General features: G+C 47.2%; 20 protein-coding genes, 2 tRNA genes, 2 rRNA genes, 1 pseudogene and 1 riboswitch. Of the genes and pseudogenes, 17 read left to right on the forward strand and 8 right to left on the reverse strand.

Features of this window, described 5'->3' with window-relative positions:
* The first annotated feature begins 37 nt into the window (after positions 1-37).
* From malT to ACSJJG_RS01625, 6 genes are all read left to right on the forward strand, one after another.
* Entirely contained in the window at positions 38-2,752 is a 2,715-nt protein-coding gene (malT, locus tag ACSJJG_RS01600) for an HTH-type transcriptional regulator MalT (RefSeq protein ID WP_481088227.1), read from the forward strand.
* A 234-nt stretch (positions 2,753-2,986) separates the two neighbouring features.
* Positions 2,987-4,240, forward strand: coding sequence for a class-III pyridoxal-phosphate-dependent aminotransferase (locus ACSJJG_RS01605; protein ID WP_481088228.1), 1,254 nt, complete (start codon positions 2,987-2,989; stop codon positions 4,238-4,240).
* Positions 4,234-5,295, forward strand: a complete 1,062-nt coding sequence (locus tag ACSJJG_RS01610; RefSeq protein WP_481088229.1) for a zinc-dependent alcohol dehydrogenase — start codon at positions 4,234-4,236, stop codon at positions 5,293-5,295. Before ACSJJG_RS01605 ends, ACSJJG_RS01610 begins: the two co-directional genes overlap by 7 nt.
* 25 nt (positions 5,296-5,320) lie before the next feature.
* Entirely contained in the window at positions 5,321-5,989 is a 669-nt protein-coding gene (locus ACSJJG_RS01615; RefSeq protein ID WP_481088230.1) for an HAD family hydrolase, read from the forward strand.
* A 158-nt stretch (positions 5,990-6,147) separates the two neighbouring features.
* Positions 6,148-7,257, forward strand: coding sequence for an MFS transporter (locus tag ACSJJG_RS01620; protein ID WP_481088231.1), 1,110 nt, complete (start codon positions 6,148-6,150; stop codon positions 7,255-7,257).
* Between the two features lie 14 nt (positions 7,258-7,271).
* Positions 7,272-7,868 (forward strand): DUF1349 domain-containing protein, encoded by a 597-nt coding sequence (locus tag ACSJJG_RS01625; protein WP_481088232.1) that lies wholly within the window; start codon positions 7,272-7,274, stop codon positions 7,866-7,868.
* A gap of 139 nt (positions 7,869-8,007) precedes the next feature.
* On the opposite strand, the gene thiH is transcribed toward ACSJJG_RS01625, so the two are convergent.
* Genes thiH through thiC form a run of 6 tightly spaced genes read right to left on the reverse strand, consistent with a single transcriptional unit; the run spans position 8,008 to position 13,530 of the window.
* Positions 8,008-9,132 carry a 2-iminoacetate synthase ThiH gene (gene thiH, locus ACSJJG_RS01630; protein ID WP_481088233.1) on the reverse strand — a complete coding sequence of 375 codons (1,125 nt, stop codon included), beginning with the start codon at positions 9,130-9,132 and terminating at the stop codon, positions 8,008-8,010.
* Positions 9,129-9,899 (reverse strand): thiazole synthase, encoded by a 771-nt coding sequence (locus ACSJJG_RS01635; protein ID WP_481088234.1) that lies wholly within the window; start codon positions 9,897-9,899, stop codon positions 9,129-9,131. The genes thiH and ACSJJG_RS01635 overlap by 4 nt, the downstream gene beginning before the upstream one ends.
* Positions 9,900-9,919: 20 nt before the next feature.
* On the reverse strand, positions 9,920-10,120 hold the full coding sequence (gene thiS, locus ACSJJG_RS01640; protein WP_481088235.1) for a sulfur carrier protein ThiS: 201 nt from the start codon (positions 10,118-10,120) through the stop codon (positions 9,920-9,922).
* Positions 10,117-10,902 (reverse strand): HesA/MoeB/ThiF family protein, encoded by a 786-nt coding sequence (locus tag ACSJJG_RS01645; RefSeq protein ID WP_481088236.1) that lies wholly within the window; start codon positions 10,900-10,902, stop codon positions 10,117-10,119. Before ACSJJG_RS01645 ends, thiS begins: the two co-directional genes overlap by 4 nt.
* Entirely contained in the window at positions 10,896-11,570 is a 675-nt protein-coding gene (gene thiE, locus ACSJJG_RS01650) for a thiamine phosphate synthase (protein ID WP_481088237.1), read from the reverse strand. Before thiE ends, ACSJJG_RS01645 begins: the two co-directional genes overlap by 7 nt.
* Entirely contained in the window at positions 11,554-13,530 is a 1,977-nt protein-coding gene (thiC, locus tag ACSJJG_RS01655) for a phosphomethylpyrimidine synthase ThiC (protein WP_481088238.1), read from the reverse strand. The genes thiE and thiC overlap by 17 nt, the downstream gene beginning before the upstream one ends.
* Before the next feature lie 146 nt (positions 13,531-13,676).
* A riboswitch (TPP riboswitch) is annotated at positions 13,677-13,801 on the reverse strand.
* Between the two features lie 163 nt (positions 13,802-13,964).
* Between thiC and nudC the strand changes: the two genes are divergently transcribed.
* The 6 genes from nudC to ACSJJG_RS01685 all read left to right on the forward strand — a co-directional run bounded on the left by nudC (position 13,965) and on the right by ACSJJG_RS01685 (position 18,438).
* Positions 13,965-14,732, forward strand: a complete 768-nt coding sequence (gene nudC / locus ACSJJG_RS01660) for an NAD(+) diphosphatase (RefSeq protein WP_481088239.1) — start codon at positions 13,965-13,967, stop codon at positions 14,730-14,732.
* A gap of 106 nt (positions 14,733-14,838) precedes the next feature.
* The gene (gene hemE, locus ACSJJG_RS01665; protein ID WP_481088240.1) at positions 14,839-15,903 is read left to right on the forward strand and encodes a uroporphyrinogen decarboxylase; all 1,065 of its coding nucleotides are present in this window, start codon (positions 14,839-14,841) and stop codon (positions 15,901-15,903) included.
* A 4-nt stretch (positions 15,904-15,907) separates the two neighbouring features.
* Positions 15,908-16,597, forward strand: coding sequence for a deoxyribonuclease V (nfi, locus tag ACSJJG_RS01670; RefSeq protein ID WP_481088241.1), 690 nt, complete (start codon positions 15,908-15,910; stop codon positions 16,595-16,597).
* A 76-nt stretch (positions 16,598-16,673) separates the two neighbouring features.
* On the forward strand, positions 16,674-17,264 hold the full coding sequence (locus ACSJJG_RS01675; RefSeq protein WP_481088242.1) for a YjaG family protein: 591 nt from the start codon (positions 16,674-16,676) through the stop codon (positions 17,262-17,264).
* Between the two features lie 185 nt (positions 17,265-17,449).
* Positions 17,450-17,722 carry a nucleoid-associated protein HU-alpha gene (gene hupA, locus ACSJJG_RS01680; protein ID WP_010848914.1) on the forward strand — a complete coding sequence of 91 codons (273 nt, stop codon included), beginning with the start codon at positions 17,450-17,452 and terminating at the stop codon, positions 17,720-17,722.
* A 41-nt stretch (positions 17,723-17,763) separates the two neighbouring features.
* Positions 17,764-18,438, forward strand: a complete 675-nt coding sequence (locus ACSJJG_RS01685) for a DUF1481 domain-containing protein (RefSeq protein ID WP_481088243.1) — start codon at positions 17,764-17,766, stop codon at positions 18,436-18,438.
* A gap of 29 nt (positions 18,439-18,467) precedes the next feature.
* Here ACSJJG_RS01685 and purD read toward each other — a convergent pair.
* Both purD and purH read right to left on the reverse strand, forming a co-directional pair.
* Positions 18,468-19,767 (reverse strand): annotated as a pseudogene (gene purD / locus ACSJJG_RS01690) (phosphoribosylamine--glycine ligase).
* Between the two features lie 30 nt (positions 19,768-19,797).
* Positions 19,798-21,387, reverse strand: coding sequence for a bifunctional phosphoribosylaminoimidazolecarboxamide formyltransferase/IMP cyclohydrolase (purH, locus tag ACSJJG_RS01695; protein ID WP_481088244.1), 1,590 nt, complete (start codon positions 21,385-21,387; stop codon positions 19,798-19,800).
* 58 nt (positions 21,388-21,445) lie between these two features.
* Here purH and ACSJJG_RS01700 point away from each other — a divergent pair, with 58 nt between their 5' ends.
* The 5 genes from ACSJJG_RS01700 to ACSJJG_RS01720 all read left to right on the forward strand — a co-directional run bounded on the left by ACSJJG_RS01700 (position 21,446) and on the right by ACSJJG_RS01720 (position 26,852).
* The gene (locus tag ACSJJG_RS01700) at positions 21,446-21,763 is read left to right on the forward strand and encodes a hypothetical protein (RefSeq protein ID WP_481088245.1); all 318 of its coding nucleotides are present in this window, start codon (positions 21,446-21,448) and stop codon (positions 21,761-21,763) included.
* Positions 21,764-21,980: 217 nt separating this feature from the next.
* Positions 21,981-23,523, forward strand: a 16S ribosomal RNA gene (locus ACSJJG_RS01705).
* Between the two features lie 74 nt (positions 23,524-23,597).
* Positions 23,598-23,674 (forward strand) — tRNA-Ile (locus ACSJJG_RS01710).
* A gap of 20 nt (positions 23,675-23,694) precedes the next feature.
* A tRNA-Ala gene (locus ACSJJG_RS01715) sits at positions 23,695-23,770 on the forward strand.
* 173 nt (positions 23,771-23,943) lie between these two features.
* Positions 23,944-26,852, forward strand: a 23S ribosomal RNA gene (locus ACSJJG_RS01720).
* The 16S and 23S rRNA genes sit together here with 2 tRNA genes alongside, the layout of an rRNA operon.
* Positions 26,853-26,909 lie beyond the last annotated feature (57 nt).

Here is a 26,909-nt window from a genome sequence, read left to right on the forward strand (position 1 = left end):
GTTGCTTTTATTCATTGCGTGTGAGGGGAGAAATTTAATGCTTATCCCATCGAAACTCAGTCGCCCCCTTCGACTCAATAATATGGTTATGCGGGAGCGCCTGTTGGAAAAGTTCAATGAAATTCAGGATTATCGACTGGTATTGGTAACCAGTCCCGCAGGGTATGGCAAAACTACCTTGATGTCACAATGGGCTGCCGGACAGGATCATCTGGGATGGTATTCTCTTGATGATAGTGACAACCAGCCAGAACGTTTCGCGAGCTATCTGATTGCAGCCATTCAGCAGGCAACGCAGGGATACTGTGTGAAAAGTGAGGTACTGGCCCAGAAACATCAATATGCCAGCTTATCTACACTGTTTGCGCAGTTATTTATTGAGCTTAACGAATGGCAGAAACCGATTTTTTTGGTGATTGATGATTATCATCTGATAGTGAATGGGATTATTCATGAAGCAATGCGCTTTTTTCTCCGCCATCAACCAGAAAATTTAACATTAGTGGTGCTATCACGCCATTTGCCCTCGTTGGGAATTGCCAACTTACGCGTGCGTGAACAGTTATTGGAGGTTGATAGTCAGCAGTTGGCTTTTGATTATCAGGAAACACAACAATTTTTTGCCAAGCGTTTAGCCAATCCATTGGAGCCTGAACACTGCGAACAGTTATGTAATGACGTAGCTGGGTGGGCGACGGCCTTGCAACTGATTGCCCTTTCTGCCCGTCAATCCGGTAATACGACGGAAAGTTCAGCAAAGCGCCTTGCGGGGATTAATGCCAGCCATCTTGCTGATTACCTTGTAGATGAAGTTTTAAACCGAGTGGATCAGAAGACGCGGAATTTCTTGTTGCATAGTTCTATTCTGCGCTCCATGAATGATGGACTGATAACCTGCCTGACGGGAGAAGAAAACGGTCAGCAACGTTTGGAAGACATTGAACGGCAGGGATTGTTTATTCAGCGAATGGATGATTCTGGTGAGTGGTTCTGCTTTCACCCTTTGTTTGCTTCATTTCTTCGCCAACGTTGCCAATGGGAAATGGCGGCAAAATTGCCCGAATTACATAGAGCAGCTGTGCAAGGATGGTTGATGCAGGGATATCCCGGGGAGGCTATTCATCACGCCCTGGCAGCGGGAGATACTATTTTGTTACGAGATATTTTGTTGCAACATGCCTGGGAGTTATTTAACCACAGTAAACTTTCCCTATTGGGAGAGTGTATGAATGCACTGCCGTATGAACAACTGCTGGAAAGTCCTCGTCTGGTACTGTTGCAAGCGTGGCTGGCACAAAGCCAGCATCGCTACTATGAGGTCAATGCATTATTGAATCAGGCAGAGCAATCACTAAAGCAGAAGCAAATCGCCATCGAACCGGAACTGCTGGCAGAGTTTGATGCCCTGAGAGCACAAGTGGCGATGAATGATGGACGGCCCGCCGATGCTGAGGCTTTGGCCGAAAAGGCGTTGGCGAACTTACTTCCAAATAATCAATATGGCCGTATTGTAGCGATGTCAGTAAAAGGGGAAGTATTGCATTGCAATGGTCAGTTGGTCAGTGCATTGGCATTAATGAAGCAAACGGAGCAGCTTGCCCGTCTTTGTCATGTTTATCACTATGCTTTATGGGCGTTATTGCAACAAAGTGAAATTTTACTGGCACAGGGTTATTTGCAGGCGGCTTATGATACCCAGTCCCATGCTTCTGATTTAATCCGTGAGCAGCATCTGGAACAGTTGCCGATGCATGAGTTTCTGCTGAGGATACGTTCACAACTTTTGTGGTGTTGGGCCCGTATTGATGACTCAGAAGAGGCGGCGCGTCAAGGGTTGGAAGTGTTGGACAATTACCAGCCACAGCAGCAATTACAATGTCTTACCCAACTGGCGAAATGTTCTTTGGTTCGAGGTGATATTGATAACGCTCGCCGTTACTTGACCCGTTGTGAAAATTTACTGAGTAATGGGCAGTATCACCGCGATTGGCGAACGAACACTGACGAGTTGCGTGTCATTATTTGGCAGACTTTAGAAGATAGTGATTCCTTGACTCAATGGTTGGCACAGGCAGAGCAACCAGAGAGCTTTTGTAACCATTTCAATCAAAATCAATGGCGCAATATTGCACGGGCTAAAATCTTACTGGATCAGCATGAGGAAGCTGAATCTATTCTGATGAAACTGAATGAATATGCCAGAAAATTGGCATTGGTCAGCGATTTGAATCGTAATCTTCTGTTGTGTAATTTGCTTTATTGGCAGCTTGGACGTAAGGCTGAGGCTCAGGATGTTTTGATGGAAGCGTTGAATTTGGCTAACTGCACAGGGTTCATCAGCCATTTTGTTATTGAAGGTGAGTTGATGGCTTTGCAATTGCGTCAGCTTATCCAACTGAATATCTTGCCTGAAATGGAACAGCATAGAGCCCAGCGTATTCTCCGGGAAATCAATCGACAGCACCGGCATAAATTTGCCCATTTTGACGAAACGTTTGTAGAACAATTGCTCACTCATCCTGACGTGCCTGAGCTTATCCGTAATAGTCCACTCACTCAGCGTGAATGGCAGGTGCTGGGGTTAATTTATTCTGGTTACAGTAACGATCAAATTGCGACAGAACTGGATGTGGCAGCGACCACGATAAAAACTCATATACGTAATTTATACCAAAAAATGGGAATTGCTCATCGACAAGAGGCCATTCAACAAGCCCGGAAATTAATGCGAATGATGGGGTTGGGGGTTTAGATTGCTAATTTCTAAACGTGATTTTTTCTGTATTTAATACATTTAACAAGTATTAATAAATAACTATATGATTTTCAAAATTTAAATTAATTTTTAATTTTGCATAATATTTTTTATGGTATTTATGTGATCGAAATAAAATTTTAATGAGCATAATCTAGTCTCATCACAGTCGGTATTTTTTGTTTTTAAACTTAACTTGTTGTTTAATATAACTAATAGTGGTGAGTCATTATGGAAAATAGAAACCATCTTGAAAGCATGCTTTCTCGTTTTATTGGTCATGGCCCTTATTTGATCATTGATGGTGAAACATATATTGATGCGGCATCGGGAACTTTTAATTTGCCGCTCGGCTATACGAATGATCGGATTACAGAAAAACTCAAACAACAGATTGATAGATGTACACATTTGAGTTCGGCTTATACACGTGAAATGTCACAATATATTTTGAGTAAATTAATTAAATATACACCTGAAGGAGTAGATCGCATCTGGTTGCGAGATGTTTCTGGATCGGGTGCGGTTGAATGTGCTATCCGTATAGCGCAAAAATCAACGGGACGCTCAGGCGTTATTTCACTCTTTCTTGCCCATCATGGACAATCTCTTGCAACCGCACAAATTTCTGGCAATGCATTCAGGATTAAAGACTTCCACATCAATATTGATGGTTCAATAAAAATTCCTACGCCAGTCAGTGTATTGGCTGGGCAATCACAGCCGAGTGAAGAACAATTTGTCGATTTAGAACAGTTTATTCAATTAGGCTCTAATGACAATATTGCTTGTCTGATTATTGAACCGATTCAGGGAAATGGCGGCAACATGGTTTTCCCTGTGGCTTTCTACCGGAAACTCAGAGAAATCTGTCACCAGCATGGCATCATCATTATCGCGGATGAAGTACAAACAGGTTTTGGTCGCACAGGTACGTTCTTCGCATCGACGGGTTATGCCAAAGAGCTGGAGCCAGATATCATCGTTTTCGCCAAAGGAGCGGGGGGTATCGGTATTCCAACGGGTGGTGTGTTGATGCGTCATTCACTGGATATCCTGGAATCATTCGAACATTCCAGTACTTCTGGGGCTAATCCGCTTTCTTTGGTCGCCCTCAACGAAATTATCGATATTATTGAAGATGATCACGTTTTGGAAAATGTGCAACAAAATGAAGCCTATCTGCGTGATGGTTTGTTGAAATTACAGGAGCGATATCCAGAGATCACGGGAGTGAGGGGGGTGGGGTATATGTATGGCTTTGACACACCAAACCCAGATTTTGCCGCGCAGGTGATCGCGACTGCTAACCGCCATCATTTGATCTTGCGTGGTTCCCGTTATGGTAAAGGCAGGGCAATCAAAGTGCGTCCTCCACTGATTTGCACACAGGAACATTTGGCAGAAATTCTCCATAAACTGGATCTGACTTTCTCAGAATTAACGACCAGCGCACAAGTACGTACGGAGGCTGTATCATGTTAGCACTTAAATATCATCAAACTTGGGATGTTGAAGTCCAGCAAGTTGAACCTTTGTCTTGTATTGAACCCGATGATGTTGTTGTTGACATTGCAGTGTGTGGTATTTGTGGCACGGATGTGGGAATTATCACGGGTGCTTATCCTGTAGCTATTCCGGGAACCACTTTGGGGCATGAAACCACTGGCGTGGTATCCCAAATTGGCAGCGGTGTTACTCAATTTCAGGTGGGGGATCGTGTTGTCGTCAACCCGACTTACTTTTGTGGGCATTGCCGGATGTGTCAGACAGGCAGCCCTAACCATTGTGAGAGAAAACTGGGCACAGAAGCTGGGGTTTCCTATGATGGCGCTTTCGCAGGGCAATATTTGGCAAAAGAAAATTTGCTTATCAGGCTGGATGATCATGTCAGTATGGAGGAGGCTTCATTGACTGAACCACTAAGCTGCACAATAACCGGCGTGGATAAGCTTGGGATCACTCACACGAATATTCGTGCGGCAGTGGCAGGTGCTGGCCCGATGGGGATGCTGTACATTTGGGCGCTGCATGAGCGGGGCGTAAAAGCCTTTATGGTCGAAAAGAATGAGAACCGAATTCAGTTTGCAAGAAATAATTTGCCGCCGGAATGCCAGTTGTATTCTGACTTTAATGAAGCATTAATGCAGGAATATGGTGATACGTCAGCCCTGATTGATTTATGTGTGGATACAACGGGACAGTTGACTGAATATATTTTTGATCATCTGGCACCGGGTGGGAAATTATTAAATGTTGCCCTGAAAGATAAACATGCCAATTTGGACATTATGAAAATTGCAGATAAAAGTCTTTCAGTAATAGGCTCCATTGATTCGCTGAATAATAGTTTTGAACGTGCTTATACCATGATCCGTGATGGCGCAATCCCTGTTAAGCGTTTTATCAGCCAGATTTTTGATTTCAAAGATTACCAACAGGCTTTTCTTACTGTCGGTTGTGATATTGCATCGAAAACTCAGGTTCCTCTCAATACACCAAGCTGTAAGGTATTAATTCGTATTTCTGACCTAAAATAATTGAATATTTTGAAGGACGACTGCGATGAATAGATGTAATGTCATTTTTGATATCGACGGTGTCATTGTCGATAGTGAACAACTGCATTTTGACGTATTGCTTGATGTATTAGGTAATGAATCAGGTAATGTATTGGAAGGACAGGCACATATTCAATTAAGTGATATCCAACCTCAGCAATTGATTGGGCTAAGTTTGGCGGAAACCTTAAATAAGGTTGGTCTTCCGCCATCAATGCAGCAAGACATTACCGAAAAAATCATTTTGCATTATCAAGAAAAATTGTCTGCGCATTATTTGCGACCGGGGATCACTGATTTGATTGCGGCTTTGCAACAAAATAGTACTAACTTTGGGTTTGTTTCCACTGCGCCGCGCAATGTGTGTCTGGCCAATCTGAGTTTGTTGGATCTCCATGAACCACCTGCTTTGATTTCTGGCGATGATGTGGAAAGAACTAAACCTTTCCCTGATCCTTATTTGGCTATGCTGAAATTGAAAAAGATGGATGTTCAGCAAACTTTGGTAATTGAAGATACTGATTTGGGGATTGCGGCGGCAAAGCAGGCGGGTATTGCGTGGATATATGCCTGGCCTCATGCATTGTCGGTAGCAGAGCAGTATGAGCAGGCTTCCCGTGTTATTGAGAAACTAACGGATATTCCCCAGTTTTCAGGAATAAATATAAAGTGATTTTTTATTGAAGACCAATAATTGACGCCTTCTGCCAATTCTGGCGGAAGGCGTTGTTTAAAAGCTATGGTTTAAAAGATAGGGTTTTTTGAAGGATATTGATTGGAGGATTCAAATTGTCTGAGGAATATACAGTCTCTTCAATAAAGCAGCCTGTTATGGCAACGCGCGTTTCATTTTTTATTGCGGGATTCAGTATTGCCAGTTGGGCGCCGCTGATCCCCTTGGTGAAGGAACGACTGGGTCTGGATGATGGTTCAATGGGGCTTCTGATACTGGTGTTTGGTATCGGTTCTTTTATTATGATGCCAATAGCGGGAATGTTGGCAACTCGCTTTGGCTGCCGGAAAATTTTTACCTTTTTCGCATTATTGGCTATTTTAATATTGCCGGGGCTAAGTGTGCTCTCTACCCCATTGACACTGGCTTGCGCTTTGTTTGTATTTGGTATGGGAATTGGGGCGACAGATGTGGTGATCAATATCCATGCGGTTAATATTGAGAAAAGAGTCCACCAACCGATTATGTCGAGCTTTCACGCATTGTTCAGCCTGGGGGGAATTGCGGGAGCTGGTACGGTCAGCTTATTGTTGTTTTTGGGGATCTCGCCATTTCAGGCCACAATTGCCGTAGCGGTACTTGTTATTCTGCTATTGTTGCCAACGTGGAATGGTATGCTGGATAACGCCGAAACGGAAGAAACGCCATTTTTTGCCTTACCTCGCGGCATTGTTATCTTGATTGGTTCGCTTTGTTTTGTGGTTTACTTAATGGAAGGTTCCATGTTGGATTGGAGCGGGATCTTATTAAGTAGTGTGCATAACATGAATAGTCATCAGGCGGGTTTTGGCTATACGCTGTTTGCCATTACCATGACTGCGGGGCGATTTTTGGGTGACAAGATCATTGCGGCATGTGGATATCGACGCGTATTTTTAGGTAGTGCGATTTTGGCATCGTCAGGGTTTGTGCTGATCTATCTGGCAACCAGCCCAATTCAGTTGGGCATTTCTTTCCTGATGATAGGAGCGGGATTATCCAATTTGGCGCCGATGTTTTTCACTGCTTCGGGTCAACAGAAAGTGATGCCTGATGCGTTGGCAGTTTCTGCCGTTTCTACGATGGGATATTCAGGGATTTTGCTGGGGCCAGCAATTATTGGTGGTTTGGCTCATCTGGTAACATTACATGGTGCTTTTGCTTGTATAGCTGTGCTTTCCCTTTCATTGTTAGCGGGATATGGTTTGGTTAATCCCACCAGGAAATAACAGGGTAAATATTGATGAATTTGCAGCAATGCTATTGGTTGAATGAACCTGCTTTATGGCGGTGTCAGGATAATGAGCTTCATGTCACGACAGACAATAAAACCGATTTCTGGCGTGATACATGGTATGGTTTTCAGCGTCATAGTGGTCATGTATTTGGTGGCTATATTGATGATTTTAAACTTGAAGAAGGTTTTACCTTCCAGTTTTGTATCGAAGGCCAGTTTGAACAATTATATGATCAGGCTGGTGTTATGTTATTGGTGGATGAGCAACATTGGCTAAAAGCGGGCATTGAACATTCTGATGGGCAGGCAACCATCGGTAGTGTATTGACAAATGGATGTTCTGACTGGGCCATGGGGATTTTTCCCGGTACTCCAGAGAAATTCTGGTTACGGTTGACTTACCATGATGGGGCTATCCGGTTGCAGTATTCCACGGATGGCGTGGCATGGCCGTTACTGCGATTGTCTCCTTTTACCGTTGGCAATCAGCGGATTTTTGTCGGGGCGATGTGTTGCTCACCAGAACGTGAAGGCTTACAGGTGAGGTTTTCAGACTTTAGTCTCACGTCATCGTTGAAAAAGCATCTGCATGATTTAAGTTAGCTCTCTACTAATCATAACCATTAATGTGCATTTTCCTGCACATTGATGGTTCTTTTACCTATTATGAGTATATTTTTGCACCTTATAAGAAGGTATGCCGCGATTGCAGCATACCCAAATAAAAACTGTCTACCAAAAATTATCGACCTAAGTAATTGTCCCAATCTTTCCAGACGGGCTGTAAACCCGATTTAATCAAAGCTTCGGCGACCTGAAAAACAGAACGATTGTCGTGGGGAGCGAATTGTTCCAATTCGTGGTGCCCATCGGCATAACCGCCTGGCTGGGTTTTTGAACCTGCACTGATATTGTTGATCGCAAGAGGAACAACGTGATCACGAAAAAAAGGTGATTCACGGGTGGAAAGGGAAAGCTCTACATCGGGTGCCAGCAAGCGGAAAGCGCAAATCAATTGCACTAGTTCGGCTTCATTCATTAAAGAAGCGGGTTCTATACCGCCAGCACAGGGGCGTAGTCGAGGGAAAGAGATGGAATAACGGCTTTTCCAGAACCGTTTTTGCAGGAAGAAGAGGTGTTCAGCCACCATATAACAATCTGTTCGCCAATTGTGGGATAGCCCAATCAAAGCGCCTAGCCCAATCTTGTCTATTCCCGCTCGACCAAGGCGTTCCGGTGTTTCCAGTCGCCAGTGGAAATCCTGCTTTTTGCCTTTCAAATGATGCAGTTGATAGCTGGGCTGATGGTAGGTTTCCTGATAGACCATCACGCCATCCAATCCCAATGTTTTCAGTTCAGCATATTCCTCTTGCGCCAGTGGCTGAACTTCCATTGAGACAGAGCTGAAATGGCGGCGGATCAGGGGAAGATAGCGATGAAAATAAGCCATGCCAACTTTGTTTTGGTGTTCTCCGGTCACCAGCAGAATGTGCTCAAATCCCAGTTTTTTTAGCGCAAGACATTCTGCCTCAATCTCCTGTTCATTGAGCGTCTTGCGTTTAATGTGATTGCTCATGGAAAAACCGCAGTAAGTGCAGTCGTTGGCACACAGATTGGAAAGATAGAGTGGGATAAAAAATCCCACGGTATTACCAAAACGTTGGCGAGTCAGTTGCTGTGCACGTTGGGCGAGTCGCTCAAGATAAGGCAATGCCGCAGGGGAGAGCAGGGCCATAAAGTCATCCAACGTCAGGTGATCGCTGTTTAGTGCATGTTCAATGTCCTGGGATGTTTTACTGTTGATACGTAGGGTGATGTCATCCCAATCCAGTTGTTGCCAGCGTTGGCTAAATGTTCGGCCGGTCATATTACCCCCAGAAAATCAGTCAGTGGGCTGGAAGCCTCAGCATGAGATTTTTGGTTTGCGACGCCTGCCTGATGAGACAGTTCGCCTGCTTCAATGGCCGTTTTAAATGCCTGCGCCATTTTGACTGGATTGCGGGCAACCGCGATGGCGGTATTTACCAGCACAGCATCCGCCCCCATTTCGATAGCGGCTAACGCATGACTCGGTGCGCCGATCCCGGCATCCACCACCACGGGCACGTTAGCCTGTTCGATGATGATTTGTAGAAAATCGCGGGTCAGTAACCCCTTATTTGAACCGATAGGGGCGCCCAATGGCATAACAGCAGCACAGCCGACTTCTTCCAATCGGCGGCACAGGACAGGATCAGCGCCACAATAGGGCAGAACGATAAATCCTTCTTTGACTAGCTGTTCCGCTCCTTTTAAGGTTTCAACCGGATCGGGCAGCAGGTATTTTACATCGGGGTGGATCTCCAATTTAATCCAGTGAGTTCCCAACGCTTCCCGTGCGAGGCGAGCGGCAAATATGGCTTCCTCTGCGGTTTTGGCTCCAGAAGTATTGGGTAGCAGTTTGACACCCAACTGTTGCAGTGGTACGAGAATGCCATCGTCATTATTGCCGTGGAGATCGATGCGCTTCATCGCCATAGTGACCAATTGGCTGCCAGAGGCGCGGATCGCGTCGATCATCAATCCAGCATTGGCAAACTTGCCTGTTCCGGTAAATAAACGGGATTGGAAGGTGGTATCTGCAATTTTTAACATAAAATTAACCTCCGGTAATATCAGCCACCCGCAATGGCTTGAAACAGCAAGATAGTGTCCCCGTCATTGATCCGATGGGTTTGCCACTCTGAACGCGGAATAATGGTTTGGTTGATAGCCAAAGCAGTACCTGATTGCGTGCGTTCTATATGTTCCAGCAATTGTTGCACTGTTATGGTTGCACTTAGCGTAATGGGTTGATCATTGACGATAATATTCATGCGACTTCTTTTCCTGACCGTTTTTTATCGGTAGATCGGGTAGTTCCACAAATTGGGCACTGTAATGAACGGGTAAGCTGTAAGGTGCTCCAACTTTGCTGTTTGCCATCAAACAGCCGGAGTTTTCCATTTAAGGGAGAAGAGAGACCAGCCAGCATTTTTATTGCTTCCAATGATTGCAATGTGCCGATGATCCCAACGATGGGACCTAAGATACCGGCTGTCCGGCAATTCCGGTGAGGCTCTTCCTGATGAGGATAGAGGCAGGCATAGCAACCGTGCTGGTAAGGGGGAGTCAATACCATTAATTGCCCACTAAAGCCGACGGCACTGCCGCTGATAAGTGGTTTATTTTCTGCAATACAGGCAGCATTGATGGCATGACGAGTTGCCATATTGTCGCAGCAATCCAATACCAGATCGACTTGGCTGACAGCATGAACCAAAGAATCACGATCTTGCCGCTCGGTTAGTGCAATGATATTGATTTGCGGGTTTAGTTCAGCCAGCTGTTTTGCTGCCAGTAGGGCTTTATTGGCAGGAATATCTGCAGTGCGATAGATAATCTGGCGTTGCAGGTTTGAGATATGCAACTTGTCATCATCCGCCAGATACAGGTTTCCCACTCCGGCCGCCGCAAGATAAAGCACTGCCGGCGTGCCTAATCCACCCAGGCCGACAATCAGCACCTTGCTGGCTTTTAATTTTTCTTGCCCTTCGGGACCCATTTCTTCCAGCAGTAATTGGCGACTGTAACGTATAAACTCTTGATCATTTAACATAAAAGCCCCCGCGCTTGTCCTTCAACCAGATGAAGTAATCTGGTCGTTGTTTGTCGCCAATCTTTCGCTTTTGTAATGGCACTGACCAGTGCCACGCCACCAACTCCCGTTGCTACCACATCTGGCACCTGTTCCAGTGAAATGCCACCAATGGCGACAGTAGGATATTCCGGTGTGATCTCCACTTGATGTTTTAATGCTTCAAGTCCCTGTGGTGATGAGGGCATCTCTTTCGTGGTGGTGGGAAAAATATGTCCGAGTGCGATATAAGAGGGGCGCAGGGATTTTGCCCGCGCCAGTTCTTGTTGATCGTGGGTAGAAATGCCCAGCCGTAATCCGGCTTGCTGGATAGCATTGAGATTGGCGATATCGAGATCTTCCTGCCCCAAATGAACGCCATAGGCCTGGTGCTTGATTGCCAGATGCCAATAATCATTAATGAACAAACGGGCGTTATATTGACGACCGAGCGCAATGGCGGACTGAATATCCTTCTCTACCTGTTCTTCCGGCAGCCCTTTGATGCGCAATTGCAGAGTGCTGACACCGGCTGCCAGTAAACGCTCAACCCACGTCAGGGAATCCACCACAGGATAAAGCCCCAACCGGTGTGCTGTTGGCGCAAAAGGGGCTTGCGGACGGATTGAAATATCAGGCTGATTTTTCATGTACCACCTCCTCCGCACTGTGATATAGCTCACTGCCACGGGAACGGAATGCTTCTGACATCTGTTCCATACCCGCTTCCTGTTCCAGTTTTGCTGCATAATCGCGTACATCTTGTGTGATTTTCATTGAGCAGAATTTTGGCCCACACATGGAACAGAAGTGGGCCACTTTGCCGGATTCCTGCGGTAAGGTTTCATCGTGATAGGCGCGGGCGGTGTCAGGATCAAGTGCCAGATTGAATTGATCTTCCCAGCGGAATTCAAACCGCGCCTTTGACATAGCATTGTCACGGATTTGTGCCCCCGGATGGCCTTTGGCGAGATCTGCCGCATGGGCTGCGATTTTGTAAGTAATCAGGCCTTGTTTGACATCTTCTTTATTGGGCAAACCGAGGTGCTCTTTGGGGGTGACATAACACAACATGGCACAGCCAAACCAGCCAATCATGGCGGCGCCGATGCCGGAGGTGAAATGGTCATAACCTGGGGCGATATCGGTCGTCAATGGCCCCAACGTATAAAATGGGGCTTCGTGGCAATGTTCCAGCTCTTCCGTCATATTACGGCGGATTAGTTGCATTGGAATATGCCCGGGTCCTTCAATCATGACTTGAACATCGTACTCCCATGCGATCTTGGTCAGCTCACCAAGAGTATACAATTCTGCGAATTGGGCTTCGTCATTGGCATCCTGAATTGAACCGGGGCGCAATCCATCCCCCAAAGAGAGGGAGACGTCATAGGCCGCACAAATTTCACAAATTTCGCGGAAGTGGGTGTAGAGGAAATTTTCTTGATGATGGGAAAGGCACCATTTCGCCATAATTGAGCCGCCACGGGAAACAATACCGGTCAGGCGTTTGGCGGTCATCGGTACATAACGCAACAGTACACCAGCATGAATAGTGAAATAATCCACGCCTTGTTCGGCCTGTTCCAGCAAGGTATCGCGGAACATTTCCCATGTCAGGTTTTCTGCGATGCCGTTGACCTTTTCCAGTGCCTGATAAATCGGGACAGTACCAATGGGAACCGGGCTATTGCGTAGTATCCATTCGCGGGTTTCGTGGATGTAGCGTCCGGTGGAGAGATCCATTACGGTATCTGCGCCCCAACGGGTAGACCAGATCAATTTTTCTACCTCTTCTTCAATAGAGGATGTGACGGAAGAATTACCGATATTGGCATTCACTTTCACCAGGAAATTGCGACCAATAATCATCGGTTCAGATTCAGGATGATTAATGTTGGCGGGAATAATCGCACGGCCGGCAGCAACTTCCTGACGGACAAATTCGGCTGTGATGTTTTCCGGTAAGTTGGCACCGAAACTTTGCCCTGCATGTTGCTGGCGCAAAACTTCACTGCGAATGCGTTCGCGCCCCATATTTTCACGCAATGCGATAAATTCCATTTCTGGTGTGATGATCCCTTGGCGTGCATAGTGCAATTGGGTGACACGCTTGCCATGCCTGGCTTTCAGTGGATATGGGCGATGGTGAAAGCGCAGGTGATCCAATCCAGCATCAGCAAGGCGTTGTTGGGTAAAATCAGAACTGAGGACTGAAACAGGTTCGGTATCATCGCGTTCATCGATCCACGGCTGGCGGATCTTAGGTAAACCCTTCCTTACATCCAGTATGGCAGCAGGATCGCCATAAGGGCCGGAAGTGTCATAAACCGGGACAGGTTCGTTTGCCTCAAATTGGGGTTTTTCTTTCGTGCCCCCAATGAATGTGGGAGAAAGTTGGATTTCACGCATAGGAACCTGAATATCTTGGCGTGAGCCTTCAAGGTAAATGCGCTTTGAATTGGGAAAAGTGACCCCTTGAACGGAATGGATAAATGCTTGTGCCGCATCTCTTTGAACCTTACGTGGCCTCGCTGGATGGGCTTTAGGCGAGATATCAGCCGTTGGAATAACAGTATTCGAAATAACGATATTGTTGGACTTAGACATAGCAAATTCCTGACTGTGTTATCGCCTGTCTCATTGTTGATCAGGCTTAAGTTGAGAAAATTGCTTGTCTGGAGCTCGCAGGGAGTAATGATTGGGGCTGATTGGTATCTGTACATGATTACATAAATGTACAAAATACTGGCAGCGGAGTGATTACTCTTGTTCCCTTCGCGGGTATTAGCCCGATCAGGTTCTGCGGATCCCGAATTAACGGTCTCAGCCTGTGTCCATCGTGATATACGTTGAACGCTAGGCACTCCGACAAGAAAAAACACCTCAAAGTATAAAGGGGATTGTGAAAACTACAACTCCGTTTTTGGGAGCATTTGTTTTGACATTACTGTGACTCCTATTTAAGAAGGGTATTCAACAGTGCGGTTAGTATAACGAGATTGAAGACGTAATAAATCACATAACCAATGATGGAACAGATTATGCAACAAAAACTGACAGGTAGAGAACAAGGCTGGTGGATTGTCAGTCTTGAAAATCGGGTTTGGCTACCACAAGGGGAGTTACCTTTAGGTAGTGCCAATCAATGGTCATTGCAAGGCCATATGGCACAACCCATCGGTGAGTGGTTAGGAGAAACGGTCTGGTTGGTTCGTCAGAAAATGGCTTCAGATATGTCCTCTCCTCGTTTAATTGCTGATCGGGATGCGAAGTTATTTCAGTTGGTTGGGCGTGGTGTTCAACTGGCTGAGTTTTATCGTTCACATCACTATTGTGGTTACTGTGGTCATGAGATGCAGCATAGTCAGCGTGAATGGGCCTGCTTGTGCAACCATTGCCATGAACATTACTATCCACAAATTGCCCCTAGCATCATTGTCGGTATTCGTCGTCATGACCATATCTTGCTGGCACAACACCAGCGTCACCGCAATGGGGTCCATACCGTGCTGGCCGGTTTTGTTGAGGTGGGGGAAACCCTGGAGGAGGCTGTGCATCGTGAAGTGATGGAAGAGAGCGGAATTAAGATCCGTAATTTGCGTTATGTTGCCTCCCAGCCGTGGCCTTTCCCGAATTCATTGATGGTAGGCTTTCTGGCCGATTATGAGAGCGGTGAAATCAATATTGATCCCGCTGAACTTATCAGTGCAGATTGGCACCGTTATGATAATCTTCCCTTGATTCCTCCTCCTGATACGATTGCTCGCCGTTTAATTGAAGATACGGTGGCGTTATGCCGTCATCAGTAATCATCATGTTATGGGAGGTTATGCCAGAAGTTCAATTTCAGGCATGTTAAACTGCACCAGTTTTTTCGTGTGTTTGTCGTGCATAAATTAATCAAGGGAGCTTGTCATGAATGAGTTGAAAAACGACCGCTATCTGCGTGCCTTATTGCGTCAGCCCGTCGATATCACACCGGTATGGATGATGCGTCAGGCCGGTCGATATTTACCTGAATATAAAGCTACGCGTCAGGCGGCGGGAGATTTCATCTCGTTATGTAAAAACACCGAATTGGCTTGTGAAGTTACTCTCCAGCCCTTACGCCGCTTTCCGCTGGATGCCGCTATCCTGTTTTCTGATATTTTGACTATTCCTGATGCGATGGGATTAGGGCTGTATTTTGAAACGGGAGAAGGGCCACGTTTTCATTCTCCGATTCAGAATCATATTGATGTAGAAAAGTTGCCTGTGCCTGATCCCGAACTGGAGTTAGGCTATGTCATGGATGCCGTGCGGGCTATTCGTAAGGCATTGGCAGGGCAAGTTCCTTTGATCGGTTTTTCTGGTAGCCCGTGGACATTGGCCACATATATGGTTGAAGGCGGAAGCAGCAAGGCTTTTACCAAAATTAAGGCCATGATGTATACGGAGCCTGCTACATTGCATATGTTACTGGATAAATTGGCAAACAGCGTTATTTTATATCTGAATGCGCAGATAAAAGCTGGCGCTCAATCTGTCATGATTTTCGATACCTGGGGTGGGGTTTTGTCTCATCGCGATTATCTGGCGTTTTCCCTGCAATACATGCATAAAATTGTTGATGGATTGATCCGCGAACATGAAGGACGTCGTGTGCCTGTTACCCTGTTTACCAAAGGGGGCGGGCAGTGGCTTGAGGCGATGGCGGCGACAGGATGTGATGCGCTTGGTTTGGATTGGACAACGAATATGGCTGATGCGCGTCGGCGCGTTGGAGATAAGGTCGCCTTGCAGGGTAATATGGACCCGTCCATGTTATATGCCCAGCCAGCACGAATTGAAGAAGAAGTGTCGACAATTTTACACGATTTTGGTGTGGGCAGTGGGCATATTTTCAATTTGGGGCATGGTATTCATCAGGATGTTCCGCCAGAACACGCAGGCGCATTCGTTGAAGCAGTACATAGGCTTTCAGTAAAATACCATCAATGATTCTATGATTGATACAAAGGCATTACGTCAGGAACAGATAGAGAAATCACGGCTGGTTATCCGCCATGATGTTTTTTCTGCATCTTTTACGCCAGATTTTACGCCGAAGTTCATTGCGGGTGCTGATGTTGGGTTTGAAAAAAGCGGTACGGTAACCCGTGCCGCCATTGCGGTATTGCAATATCCCTCACTAGAATTGGTTGAATACCAAATTGCCAGAATTGATACGATACTTCCCTATATCCCCGGTTTACTCTCATTTCGTGAATATCCTGCGCTGATAGCTGCATGGCAAAAATTAAGTTTGCGGCCTGATTTGGTGATGGTGGATGGTCAGGGCATTGCCCATCCTCGGCGTTTTGGTATCGCCAGCCATTTTGGGGTATTCGTGGATGTTCCCACCATTGGGGTGGCAAAAAGCCGTTTGTGTGGTGAACATGTACCGGTAGGAGAGGTTCTGGGTGATCGTCAGCCATTGATGGATCATGGTGAGCAGATAGGTGTCGTATTGAGAAGTAAAAAAAGATGTAATCCGCTCTATATTTCCCTTGGACATAGGATCAGTATTGATAGTGCAGTATTTTGGGTTGAGCAGTGTATGAAAGGGTATAAACTGCCTGAACCTATCCGTTGGGCGGACGGGATTGCTTCAAATAGGCTATTTTTTAAGCAAACAATGCAGAAAAATCTATAATTGTGGCGGAAAAGTGTGGATATTCTTGATTTTCAGGTAAACTTCGACGCAAATTAGGCATTATGAGTAACGACCAATGTTAAGAAACCCGATCCACCTGCGGTTGGAGAAACTCGAAAGTTGGCAACATTTGACTTTTATGGCTAGTCTATGTGAGCGGATGTATCCAAATTATCAGGCATTTTGTCTCCAAAGTAGATTTGCAGACCCTGTACAATATCGCCGCATTCTGGATCTTGTGTGGGAAATCTTGGTCGTTAAAGATGTAAAAGTGAATTTTGATAATCAGCTGGAAAAATTGGAAACCATTATCCCATCATCGGAAGATTATGATATTTATGGTGTGTATCCGGCGATTGATGCGTGCATTGCATTGAGTGAAGCAATTCATTCTCGTCTGAGTGGCTCGACGTTAGAACATGCAATAGCCGTCAGTGAAACATCCATCCGTACTGTTGCTATGCTGGAAATGACGCAGGCCGGTAGAGAAATGACCGAGGATGAGTTAAACGTATTACCTGCCATTGAGGAAGAATGGGACATTCAATGGGAGATTTACCGTTTGTTGGCAGATTGCGAAGAACGGGACATCGAATTAATTAAAGGATTAAAGGCTGATCTCCGTGAGGCGGAAGTCAGCAATATCGGCATAAATTTGGCGCAATAACTTATAAAACGTGACTTAGTGCTTGATTTGCCGTATTTAAAGTCTTCACATTTGCCCTCACTCTGTTCTACATTGGAGGGCGAAAAGAAGTGGCTATCGGTGCGTGTATGCAGGGGTGCTGTCAAATCGGCATATCCGTCGCACTCGATGCTTTGCAAACGATAAACACACTGTAAGGATAATCTATGAATAAGACTGAATTAGTTGATGCAATTGCAGCAGGCGCAGACCTGACCAAAACTCAGGCTAAAGCTGCTCTGGAATCAACTTTGAATGCAATCACTGAATCTCTGAAAAATGGTGATGCAGTGCAGCTGGTAGGCTTTGGTACTTTCAAAGTTAATCATCGTGCAGAGCGTACTGGTCGTAACCCACAGACTGGTAAAGAAATTAAAATCGCAGCAGCAAACGTGCCTGCTTTCTCCGCTGGTAAAGCACTGAAAGACGCAGTTAAGTAATCGAATTGCGAAAAAAAATAAGAGGGGGAAATAAACCCCTTTTGTTGATTCTACAGGGGCTGTTAGCATTAGGGTTCATCTCTTTGCTCAGCGCCTGTTCGATTCAGCCAACAACACCTCTTTTCGGCGCCAGTGGTTTTGTGACCGATAACGGCGTTATTCGTTTATGGCGTTTAAACGATCAAAACAGTAAACCTCAGGTTATTATGAGTGTTTACAGCCCCTACCACAATAAAGCTCCCCATAATAAAGACACCATTGTGACTTTCTACGAATATCGTCATGGTAGTTTGTGGCAAATCCGCCGTAATGTGTTTGATAATCCGCCCATCGCAGAGACATTACGTATCTCCCAAGATAATTCTGTCATTTTTAAGCTACGGCAATTGCAAAAACGTAATGAACCGTTGTCCGATGATGATGTGGCTCGTCTGAAATTTGATGCTAAACAGATAGAAAAAATCAGTGATACTTTAATTGCAGATAAGGTTAAGTTGCTACAAGGGCATTGGCAGAACGGACGAGTTACCACCTGTTTAGGAAAACAATTATTCATTGAATTTGAGCCTCACGCACAGAGATGGCTCGAAGAAAGGCAAAGCAATCGTTCCGGTTTACTGACTATTGCATGGTTGGATTCGCCTGAAGGCAAAAAATTATTGTTGGTCGCCAATGATGATTTTTGTCGTTGGGAACCGACGAAAGATAAGCTGTAATTCTGTTCCTTCCGTCGGCTTAGGTTGAGCTATTTCAAACGGGCAATGGCTCGGTAGCCAATATCTTTACGATAAAAGCACCCTTCCCAGTTAATGTGTTCGGCTTTCAGATAAGCTTTTTTCTGGGCGTCTGCAATATCGTGACCTAAGGCAGTAACACATAAGACACGTCCGCCTGCGGTGATGATATTTTCATCCTTAAGGGCTGTCCCTGCATGGAAGACTTTTTCATTGATGTCAGAGTTATTGACACCTGATTTCTCCTCCTAACCCACTGATAACCTCACCTTTTGCATAACTGGCCGGATAACCTCCCGCCGCCAGTACGACGCCTAAGGCAGGGCGTTCGTCCCATACAGAGGTTTTTTCACCTAACTGGCCTTTGGCTCCGGCAAGACACAGTTCGACCAAATCAGAACGTAGACGCATCATGATAGGTTGGGTTTCGGGATCACCAAATCGACAGTTAAATTCGATCACTTTCGGTTCACCCTGTTTATCAATCATCAATCCCGCATAAAGAAAACCAACATAGGTATGGCCTTCAGCCGCCATTCCTTTCACGGTAGGGTAAATGATTTTTTCCATCACTCGTTGGTGGATCTCATCCGTGACTACCGGCGCGGGGGAGTAAGCCCCCATTCCTCCGGTGTTCGGCCCTGTATCGCCGTCACCTACGCGCTTGTGATCTTGACTGGTTGCCATAGGAACCACGTTTTTGCCATCCACCATGACAATAAAACTGGCTTCTTCTCCTGCCAGAAATTCTTCAATGACAATACGATGCCCGGCATTACCAAATGCATTACCTGCCAGCATATCTTTGACAGCGCTTTGTGCTTCTTCCAGGGTTGTGGCAACTACTACACCTTTACCGGCAGCCAAACCGTCAGCTTTGATAACGATTGGAGCGCCTACTTTTTCCAGATAAGCCAGTGCGGGTTCAATTTCGGTGAAATTTTGGTAGGCCGCTGTAGGTATATGATGGCGGGCAAGGAAATCTTTGGTGAAAGCTTTGGAACCCTCCAACTGAGCAGCCGCTTTTGTCGGGCCAAAAATAGTCAGCCCTGCTTGTTGGAAAGTATCAACTACACCAATAACCAGTGGCGTTTCAGGTCCAACAATGGTCAGGCCAATATCATGATCTTGGGCAAATGCCAGCAACCCTTCAATATCTGTCGCGGAAATGTTCACATTTTCTAAATTAGCTTCCAATGCGGTGCCCGCATTACCTGGTGCGACATAAACCTTGTTTGCCAAAGGTGATTGCGCTGCTTTCCAGGCTAATGCATGTTCTCTTCCGCCACTGCCAATAACCAATATGTTCATCTGAGTCTCCTATTAATAAGACATAAATTGTTAATGGCGAAAATGGCGCATGCCAGTGAAAATCATGGCGATACCGTGTTCATCGGCAGCGGCAATCACTTCATCATCACGAATGGAGCCACCGGGTTGGATAATACAGCTCACACCTACAGCGGCTGCGGCATCAATACCATCGCGGAATGGGAAAAATGCATCTGAAGCCATGGCACAGCCCTGAACTTCCAATCCTTCATCTGCCGCCTTAATACCCGCGATTTTGGCAGAGTAAACACGGCTCATTTGTCCGGCTCCAATACCAACGGTCATATTATCCTTGGCATAAACAATCGCATTGGATTTGACGAACTTAGCGACTTTCCAGCAGAACAGAGCATCTTGCATCTCTTGTTCCGTTGGCTGACGTTGGGATACAACAACCAGGTTATCTTCTGTCACCATACCTAAATCGCGATCTTGTACTAGTAAACCGCCGTTGACACGTTTGAAATCCAAACTGGCAACAGGCGAATGCCATTCGCCGCACGCCAAAACGCGGACATTTTGTTTTGTTGCCAGAATTGGCAGTGCTGCTTCACTAACAGAAGGCGCAATGATGACTTCGACAAATTGACGTTCAATTATGGCCTGAGCGGTGTTGGTATCGAGTTCACGGTTAAAGGCAATAATGCCACCGAATGCAGAAGTAGGATCGGTTTTAAAAGCGCGGTCGTAGGCGGTATGGAGGTCAGAACCAATCGCAACGCCACAAGGATTGGCGTGTTTGACAATGACGCAGGCTGGTTCGGAAAAGCTTTTTACACATTCCAGTGCGGCATCGGTATCCGCGATATTGTTATAAGAAAGTGCTTTACCTTGTAACTGGGTTGCCGTAGCAATTGAAGCTTCTGCGATTTGATCTTCTATATAGAAAGCGGCATCTTGGTGGCTGTTTTCACCATAACGCATATCCTGCTGCTTAATGAAGTTGAGATTCAGCGTGCGGGGGAAACGTCCTGATGGTTGATCAGTTTCACCATAATATGGTGGAACCAATTTACCAAAGTAATTGGCAATCATGCTGTCATAAGCGGCGGTGTGTTCAAACGCCTTGATGGCTAAATTAAAGCGAGTGGAATGTGTCAGTGAATTTTGGTTGTTATCCATCTCCTCAATAATTTTGTCGTAATCCTGGCTATTGACAACAATCGCCACATCTTTGTGGTTTTTGGCAGCGGAGCGAACCATTGTTGGGCCACCAATATCAATATTCTCTACCGCATCTTCCAGAGAGCAGTCTGGTTTTGCTACGGTTTGGGCAAAGGGATAAAGGTTAACAACCACCATATCAATCTGTGAAATCTGGTGTTGTCCCATCACTTCATCATCCTGTCCACGTCGACCCAAAATGCCGCCATGAATTTTAGGGTGAAGTGTTTTGACACGCCCATCCATCATTTCAGGGAAGCCTGTATAGTCAGAAACCTCGGTGACATTCAATCCTGCTTCGGCCAGCAGACGAGCAGTGCCTCCCGTTGAAAGCAGTTCGACACTGCGATTGGATAAAGCTTTGGCAAATTCAACAACCCCCGCTTTGTCAGAAACACTCAGCAGGGCACGACGGATTGGACGAAGCTGTTGCATTGGTGTGATCCCTTGAATTTCATAAAACAAGAATGTGTTATTGGGGAAAATCCACTGATTGGTAGAAAAAATGGTTTCTGCAATAACATTTCAAAACAATCTGAAAAAAACACGTGGTGATTTTTCCTTCGCAGATTGTAACGAAAACGTTTGCGTGATGCTCGATAAATTTTATCAAAATATCGATGTGTGGATAAATCTGTGTATATATAGGTATAAAGCGGTGTTTTGCTGTGTAATTCATCAAACGATAATTATTTTCAAAAAAAACTATTGTCAGCGCCGTAAAACGCCCTATAATGCGCCACCACTGACCGACGCCGCGCTGAAACAGGCCGCGAAGGGCAGTGAGAGAAAAGCGAAAATAATCGCTTGACTCCCGAGGCAAAAAGCGTAAGATACGCAGCCTCGCAACCCGGAAGACGCTTCCGGTTGCCCCCGCTCTTTAACAAATTAATCAGACAATCTGTGTGGGCACTCGCAAGACACTCTCTGACGCCGCAAGGCGAAAAAGATTAAACAGTCTTGAAGAGTGACTGAACAGTTAATTCATTATGAACGAACAGTCAGAATTCTTTGAGCATCAAACACTTTAATTGAAGAGTTTGATCATGGCTCAGATTGAACGCTGGCGGCAGGCCTAACACATGCAAGTCGAGCGGCAGCGGGGGAAAGCGTGCTTTCCTGCCGGCGAGCGGCGGACGGGTGAGTAATGTCTGGGGATCTGCCCGATGGAGGGGGATAACCACTGGAAACGGTGGCTAATACCGCATAACCTCGAACGAGCAAAGTGGGGGACCTTCGGGCCTCACGCCATCGGATGAACCCAGATGGGATTAGCTGGTAGGTGGGGTAATGGCTCACCTAGGCGACGATCCCTAGCTGGTCTGAGAGGATGACCAGCCACACTGGGACTGAGACACGGCCCAGACTCCTACGGGAGGCAGCAGTGGGGAATATTGCACAATGGGCGCAAGCCTGATGCAGCCATGCCGCGTGTATGAAGAAGGCCTTCGGGTTGTAAAGTACTTTCAGCGGGGAGGAAGGCACAGGACTGAATAAGTGCTGTGATTGACGTTACCCGCAGAAGAAGCACCGGCTAACTCCGTGCCAGCAGCCGCGGTAATACGGAGGGTGCAAGCGTTAATCGGAATTACTGGGCGTAAAGCGCACGCAGGCGGTCAATTAAGTTAGATGTGAAATCCCCGGGCTTAACCTGGGAATGGCATCTAAGACTGGTTGACTAGAGTCTCGTAGAGGGGGGTAGAATTCCACGTGTAGCGGTGAAATGCGTAGAGATGTGGAGGAATACCGGTGGCGAAGGCGGCCCCCTGGACGAAGACTGACGCTCAGGTGCGAAAGCGTGGGGAGCAAACAGGATTAGATACCCTGGTAGTCCACGCTGTAAACGATGTCGATTTGGAGGTTGTGGCCTTGAGCTGTGGCTTCCGGAGCTAACGCGTTAAATCGACCGCCTGGGGAGTACGGCCGCAAGGTTAAAACTCAAATGAATTGACGGGGGCCCGCACAAGCGGTGGAGCATGTGGTTTAATTCGATGCAACGCGAAGAACCTTACCTACTCTTGACATCCACGGAATTCTGCAGAGATGCGGAAGTGCCTTCGGGACCCGTGAGACAGGTGCTGCATGGCTGTCGTCAGCTCGTGTTGTGAAATGTTGGGTTAAGTCCCGCAACGAGCGCAACCCTTATCCTTTGTTGCCAGCACGTCATGGTGGGAACTCAAGGGAGACTGCCGGTGATAAACCGGAGGAAGGTGGGGATGACGTCAAGTCATCATGGCCCTTACGAGTAGGGCTACACACGTGCTACAATGGCAGATACAAAGAGAAGCGACCTCGCGAGAGCAAGCGGACCTCATAAAGTCTGTCGTAGTCCGGATTGGAGTCTGCAACTCGACTCCATGAAGTCGGAATCGCTAGTAATCGTAGATCAGCATGCTACGGTGAATACGTTCCCGGGCCTTGTACACACCGCCCGTCACACCATGGGAGTGGGTTGCAAAAGAAGTCGGTAGCTTAACCTTCGGGAGGGCGCTGACCACTTTGTGATTCATGACTGGGGTGAAGTCGTAACAAGGTAACCGTAGGGGAACCTGCGGTTGGATCACCTCCTTACCGAAAAGATAGTGGATTTTGTTGCAGTGCTCACACAGATTGTCTGATGAATAAAGAAGAGACGGGAACGGAATAGGCTTGTAGCTCAGGTGGTTAGAGCGCACCCCTGATAAGGGTGAGGTCGGTGGTTCAAGTCCACTCAGGCCTACCAACTTTTCCGGACACCTCGATGGGGCTATAGCTCAGCTGGGAGAGCGCCTGCCTTGCACGCAGGAGGTCAGCGGTTCGATCCCGCTTAGCTCCACCATCCTCTTCTTACTGATAATCATTTCAGAACACATGAAAAGCCGTGTGTTGTGAAATGTAAGCTCTTTAACAATCTGGAACAAGCTGAAAATTTGAAACACTCAGTATCTGTCTTGAGGACGGTATTGAGGAGTCTCTCAATAACTCCGACTCGAAGACACCTTCGGGTTGTGAGGTTAAGCGACTAAGCGTACACGGTGGATGCCTAGGCAGTCAGAGGCGATGAAGGACGTGCTAATCTGCGAAAAGCGCCGGTGAGCTGATATGAAGCGCTATCAGCCGGCGATGTCCGAATGGGGAAACCCGGTGCAATCCGTTGCACCATCATTAACTGAATTCATAGGTTAATGAGGCGAACCGGGGGAACTGAAACATCTCAGTACCCCGAGGAAAAGAAATCAACCGAGATTCCCCCAGTAGCGGCGAGCGAACGGGGAGGAGCCCAGAGCCATCAGTGATAGACTCAGGAGAACGGTCTGGAAAGGCCGGCAGTAAAGGGTGACAGCCCCGTATCCGAAGAGGTGTGATATTGTGAGCTCGAAGAGTAGGGCGGGACACGTGGTATCCTGTCTGAACATGGGGGGACCATCCTCCAAGGCTAAATACTCCTGACTGACCGATAGTGAACCAGTACCGTGAGGGAAAGGCGAAAAGAACCCCGGCGAGGGGAGTGAAAGAGAACCTGAAACCGTGTACGTACAAGCAGTGGGAGCCCTGATTTATCAGGGTGACTGCGTACCTTTTGTATAATGGGTCAGCGACTTATATTCTGTAGCAAGGTTAACCGTATAGGGGAGCCGCAGGGAAACCGAGTCTTAACTGGGCGTTAAGTTGCAGGGTATAGACCCGAAACCCGGTGATCTAGCCATGGGCAGGTTGAAGGTTGGGTAACACTAACTGGAGGACCGAACCGACTAATGTTGAAAAATTAGCGGATGACTTGTGGCTGGGGGTGAAAGGCCAATCAAACCGGGAGATAGCTGGTTCTCCCCGAAAGCTATTTAGGTAGCGCCTCGTGAACTCATCTTCGGGGGTAGAGCACTGTTTCGGCTAGGGGGTCATCCCGACTTACCAACCCGATGCAAACTGCGAATACCGAAGAATGTTATCACGGGAGACACACGGCGGGTGCTAACGTCCGTCGTGAAGAGGGAAACAACCCAGACCGCCAGCTAAGGTCCCCAAGTCATGGTTAAGTGGGAAACGAAGTGGGAAGGCTCAGACAGCCAGGATGTTGGCTTAGAAGCAGCCATCATTTAAAGAAAGCGTAATAGCTCACTGGTCGAGTCGGCCTGCGCGGAAGATGTAACGGGGCTAAACCATGCACCGAAGCTGCGGCAGCGACATGAATGTGTTGTTGGGTAGGGGAGCGTTCTGTAAGCCGTTGAAGGTGAACTGTGAGGTTTGCTGGAGGTATCAGAAGTGCGAATGCTGACATAAGTAACGATAAAGCGGGTGAAAAACCCGCTCGCCGGAAGACCAAGGGTTCCTGTCCAACGTTAATCGGGGCAGGGTGAGTCGACCCCTAAGGCGAGGCTGAAAAGCGTAGTCGATGGGCAACAGGTTAATATTCCTGTACGGGCCATAATTGCGATGGGGGGACGGAGAAGGCTAGGCAATCCGGGCGACGGTCGTCCCGGTTTAAGTGTGTAGGTGGGATAATCAGGCAAATCCGGTTATCCTTAACACTGAGGCACGATGACGAGGCACTACGGTGCTGAAGTTGCTGATGCCCCGCTTCCAGGAAAAGCCCCTAAGCTTCAGATTATGGTCCATCGTACCCCAAACCGACACAGGTGGTCAGGTAGAGAATACTCAGGCGCTTGAGAGAACTCGGGTGAAGGAACTAGGCAAAATGGTGCCGTAACTTCGGGAGAAGGCACGCTGGCGTTAGGTGAAGGACCAGGCGTCCGGAGCTGAGGCCAGTCGCAGATACCAGCTGGCTGCAACTGTTTAATAAAAACACAGCACTGTGCAAACACGAAAGTGGACGTATACGGTGTGACGCCTGCCCGGTGCTGGAAGGTTAATTGATGGGGTTAGCGGCAACGCGACGCTCTTGATCGAAGCCCCAGTAAACGGCGGCCGTAACTATAACGGTCCTAAGGTAGCGAAATTCCTTGTCGGGTAAGTTCCGACCTGCACGAATGGCGTAATGATGGCCAGGCTGTCTCCACCCGAGACTCAGTGAAATTGAACTCGCTGTGAAGATGCAGTGTACCCGCGGCAAGACGGAAAGACCCCGTGAACCTTTACTATAGCTTGACACTGAACCTTGAGCCTTGATGTGTAGGATAGGTGGGAGGCTGTGAAGTGTGGACGCCAGTCTGCACGGAGCCATCCTTGAAATACCACCCTTGAATGTTTGATGTTCTAACGCGGACCCGTTATCCGGGTTGCGGACAGTGTCTGGTGGGTAGTTTGACTGGGGCGGTCTCCTCCCAAAGCGTAACGGAGGAGCACGAAGGTTGGCTAATCCTGGTCGGACATCAGGAGGTTAGTGCAATGGCATAAGCCAGCTTGACTGCGAGAGTGACGGCTCGAGCAGGTGCGAAAGCAGGTCATAGTGATCCGGTGGTTCTGAATGGAAGGGCCATCGCTCAACGGATAAAAGGTACTCCGGGGATAACAGGCTGATACCGCCCAAGAGTTCATATCGACGGCGGTGTTTGGCACCTCGATGTCGGCTCATCACATCCTGGGGCTGAAGTAGGTCCCAAGGGTATGGCTGTTCGCCATTTAAAGTGGTACGCGAGCTGGGTTTAGAACGTCGTGAGACAGTTCGGTCCCTATCTGCCGTGGGCGTTGGAAGATTGCAAGGGGCTGCTCCTAGTACGAGAGGACCGGAGTGGACGCACCACTGGTGTTCGGGTTGTCATGCCAATGGCACTGCCCGGTAGCTAAGTGCGGAAGAGATAACCGCTGAAAGCATCTAAGCGGGAAACTTGCCTTAAGATGAGTCTTCCCTTACTCCTTTGAGGGTACTGAAGGACCGTCCGAGACGAGGACGTCGATAGGCCGGGTGTGTAAGCGTTGCGAGACGTTGAGCTAACCGGTACTAATGAGCCGTGCGGCTTAACCTGACAACACCGAAGGTGTTTTGGGGATTGAGAGAAGGTTTCAGAGAGCACAGCAGCTTG

The sequence above is a fragment of the Xenorhabdus sp. SGI 60 genome (assembly GCF_056632175.1).

Bases quoted from the DNA above. Each gene is read 5' to 3' on its own strand.
- ACSJJG_RS01635 (WP_481088234.1), bottom strand. From the start codon at position 9,899: ATGTTAAAAATTGCAGATACCACCTTCCAATCCCGTTTATTTACCGGA.
- malT (WP_481088227.1), top strand. From the start codon at position 38: ATGCTTATCCCATCGAAACTCAGTCGCCCCCTTCGACTCAATAATATG.
- thiS (WP_481088235.1), bottom strand. From the start codon at position 10,120: ATGAATATTATCGTCAATGATCAACCCATTACGCTAAGTGCAACCATA.
- thiH (WP_481088233.1), bottom strand. From the start codon at position 9,132: ATGACCGGCCGAACATTTAGCCAACGCTGGCAACAACTGGATTGGGAT.
- ACSJJG_RS01625 (WP_481088232.1), top strand. From the start codon at position 7,272: ATGAATTTGCAGCAATGCTATTGGTTGAATGAACCTGCTTTATGGCGG.
- ACSJJG_RS01610 (WP_481088229.1), top strand. From the start codon at position 4,234: ATGTTAGCACTTAAATATCATCAAACTTGGGATGTTGAAGTCCAGCAA.
- thiC (WP_481088238.1), bottom strand. From the start codon at position 13,530: ATGTCTAAGTCCAACAATATCGTTATTTCGAATACTGTTATTCCAACG.
- ACSJJG_RS01615 (WP_481088230.1), top strand. From the start codon at position 5,321: ATGAATAGATGTAATGTCATTTTTGATATCGACGGTGTCATTGTCGAT.
- nfi (WP_481088241.1), top strand. From the start codon at position 15,908: ATGATTGATACAAAGGCATTACGTCAGGAACAGATAGAGAAATCACGG.
- thiE (WP_481088237.1), bottom strand. From the start codon at position 11,570: ATGAAAAATCAGCCTGATATTTCAATCCGTCCGCAAGCCCCTTTTGCG.
- nudC (WP_481088239.1), top strand. From the start codon at position 13,965: ATGCAACAAAAACTGACAGGTAGAGAACAAGGCTGGTGGATTGTCAGT.
- hemE (WP_481088240.1), top strand. From the start codon at position 14,839: ATGAATGAGTTGAAAAACGACCGCTATCTGCGTGCCTTATTGCGTCAG.
- ACSJJG_RS01645 (WP_481088236.1), bottom strand. From the start codon at position 10,902: ATGTTAAATGATCAAGAGTTTATACGTTACAGTCGCCAATTACTGCTG.
- ACSJJG_RS01675 (WP_481088242.1), top strand. From the start codon at position 16,674: ATGTTAAGAAACCCGATCCACCTGCGGTTGGAGAAACTCGAAAGTTGG.
- purH (WP_481088244.1), bottom strand. From the start codon at position 21,387: ATGCAACAGCTTCGTCCAATCCGTCGTGCCCTGCTGAGTGTTTCTGAC.
- ACSJJG_RS01620 (WP_481088231.1), top strand. From the start codon at position 6,148: ATGGCAACGCGCGTTTCATTTTTTATTGCGGGATTCAGTATTGCCAGT.
- hupA (WP_010848914.1), top strand. From the start codon at position 17,450: ATGAATAAGACTGAATTAGTTGATGCAATTGCAGCAGGCGCAGACCTG.
- ACSJJG_RS01605 (WP_481088228.1), top strand. From the start codon at position 2,987: ATGGAAAATAGAAACCATCTTGAAAGCATGCTTTCTCGTTTTATTGGT.